Annotated in this window: 2 protein-coding genes; both read right to left on the bottom strand. The window is 65.0% G+C overall.

The features are described 5' to 3' along the window. The coding region (locus tag EN742_RS32665) for a nitronate monooxygenase (protein ID WP_148670434.1) at positions 1-831 on the bottom strand (831 nt) is incomplete at its 3' end. Between the two features lie 9 nt (positions 832-840). Further along, on the bottom strand, positions 841-2,146 hold a 1,306-nt coding region (locus EN742_RS32660; protein ID WP_128333756.1), incomplete at its 5' end, for an AMP-binding protein.

Here is a 2,146-nt window from a genome sequence, read left to right as displayed (position 1 = left end):
CTCGACGTCACCATCGAAAGCGGCCGCCTTGAGGGTGCTCGCCGAGAACAGCGCGCGACGCGCTTCCTCGCTGGCGCCGCCCTCTTCCGCCTCGCGCATGCTTGTGGCGAATCTGTTGCGGAGCACGCGGATCATGCCGAGGCCGCGGCCGACGACGAGTGTGTCCGAGATGGAGGCGCCGAGCAGGCGCTCCCGGTAAGCGTTGTGTAGCCTTGCTTCGGCCGAGAGCATGAATCGGGTTCCGAACTGGGCAGCACCGGCACCGAGCGAAAGCGCAGCCGCAAGGCCGCGCCCGTCCGCGAACCCACCGCTCAGAATCAAGGGCATGTCCGGAACAGACTTGGCGACGGCGCGACCGAGCACCAGCGTCGAGATCAACTCCGGCGGCGGATGGCCGCCCGCCTCGCCGCCGACCGCAATCAGGCCATCCACGCCCGCTTCCGCGGCTTTCAACGCGTGCTCTGGTCCGGCGACCACATGCAGACAAACAGTCCCGATCGCCTTGAAACGCTCGAGGTATTTTTTTGGCCCGCCCTGCGAGGCGATCAGCACCGGCACACGTTTCTCGACCAGGAGATCGATGATCTCCTCCACCCCTTTTCGGTAGAGCGGTAGGTTGACGGCGAAGGTTCGGTCTGTGCCGGCGCGCACCTGATCGATGGTTGCGGCCAGATCATCGCGATACATCGGGCCAGCCGCGATGACGCCGAGGCCGCCGGCGCGTGACACCGCAAGCGGCAATGCCGCGTTCGAGGACGCCCAAGACATTCCGGCCTGGATGATCGGCAGATCGATACCGAGAAGTCGTGTGACCTTTGTCTCGATGCGCACTGGGCTCCCTCACAAACCGAGCAGGCCGCGCGCATGCGCGGCAAGCTGCTTCTTCTGGATCTTCGAGCTCGCGGTCATGCCGATGGCTTCGAAACTGTCGACGATCCAGACGTGGCGAGGCACCTTGAAGCCGGCCATCTCACCCTTGGCCCAGGCCTTGATCTCTTCAGCGTCGACGGCTTGGCCCTCATTGAGGATGACGAAAGCGGCCGGCACCTCCACCAGTCGCTCCTCGGGCACGCCCACGACGGCCGCCTGTCTGATCGAGGGGTGGCGATGGAGCGCATTCTCTACATCGGCGGGCGAGACGTTCTCGCCGCCGACGCGGATGATCTCTTTGGCGCGACCGAGGAACGTGAGCCGCCCGCTGCCATCGAGAGACCCGAGATCGCCGGTCGCCAGCCACCCCGAGGCGTCGAGCGTCTCGGCCGTTTCCTTCGGCTTGTCGAAGTAGCCGAGCATGACGTTCCAGCCGCGGACCAGGATTTCGCCGGTTTCGCCGACTTCCGCATCGCTGCCATTAGCGAGGCGGATACGCACGCTCACACCTGGTTCGAGGCGCATCGCGGCACTCACCCTGATCTCTTCCGGCTCCCAGAAGCAGGACTGCGCGACATTGGGCGAGGCTTCCGAAAGGCCGTAGCCGACCACGCATTCGCTTGCGCCAAGCTCGTCGATCACCCGCCGCACGATGGTCGGCGAGGCGGCGAGCCACGCGCCGCGCAGGCTGAGCTTGCGCCGCGCGCGGTCGGCATGATTGAGAAGCATCAGCGCCATGGTGTCGTTGCCGGAGAAATGGGTGCAGCGCTCTGACTCCATCAGCCGCAATGCCTCGCCCGCCTCGAAGCGATCCATGCTGACCAACGTGGCGGCATGCTGCAGCACCGAGAGGATCGACAGCGTCGTGCCGGCGACATGGAAGAAGGGCCGCGCGCTGTGGAAACGGTCGGCCGGCCTCAAACCCATTCTCAGACCCGAGAAATAGGCGTTGGCGAGCATGTTGCGATGGGTCAGCACTACGCCCTTGGGGAACGACGTAGTGCCTGAAGTATATTGGATGAGCAACGGATCGTCCGGACTGCAGGCCAGGGGCGGCGTCGAGCCGGCAACGCCGGCGGATGCCATCGAGCTCCAACTGACCGCGCCGGTCGGAACATCGTCGCCGATGACGATGACCTTCTTCAGCTCCAGGACGGCCGGGTCCGGTAGCTCTCGATCGATCGCCGGACATATGTCCCGCAGCATGGAGATGAAATCGATCTTGAAGAGCCGGTCACAAGTGATCAACGTGCCGACTCTCGACTGGCGCAAAGCG

This window comes from Mesorhizobium sp. M4A.F.Ca.ET.020.02.1.1, assembly GCF_004022645.1.
Taxonomy (GTDB): domain Bacteria; phylum Pseudomonadota; class Alphaproteobacteria; order Rhizobiales; family Rhizobiaceae; genus Mesorhizobium.
This window is presented reverse-complemented; position numbering and strand designations above follow the sequence as displayed.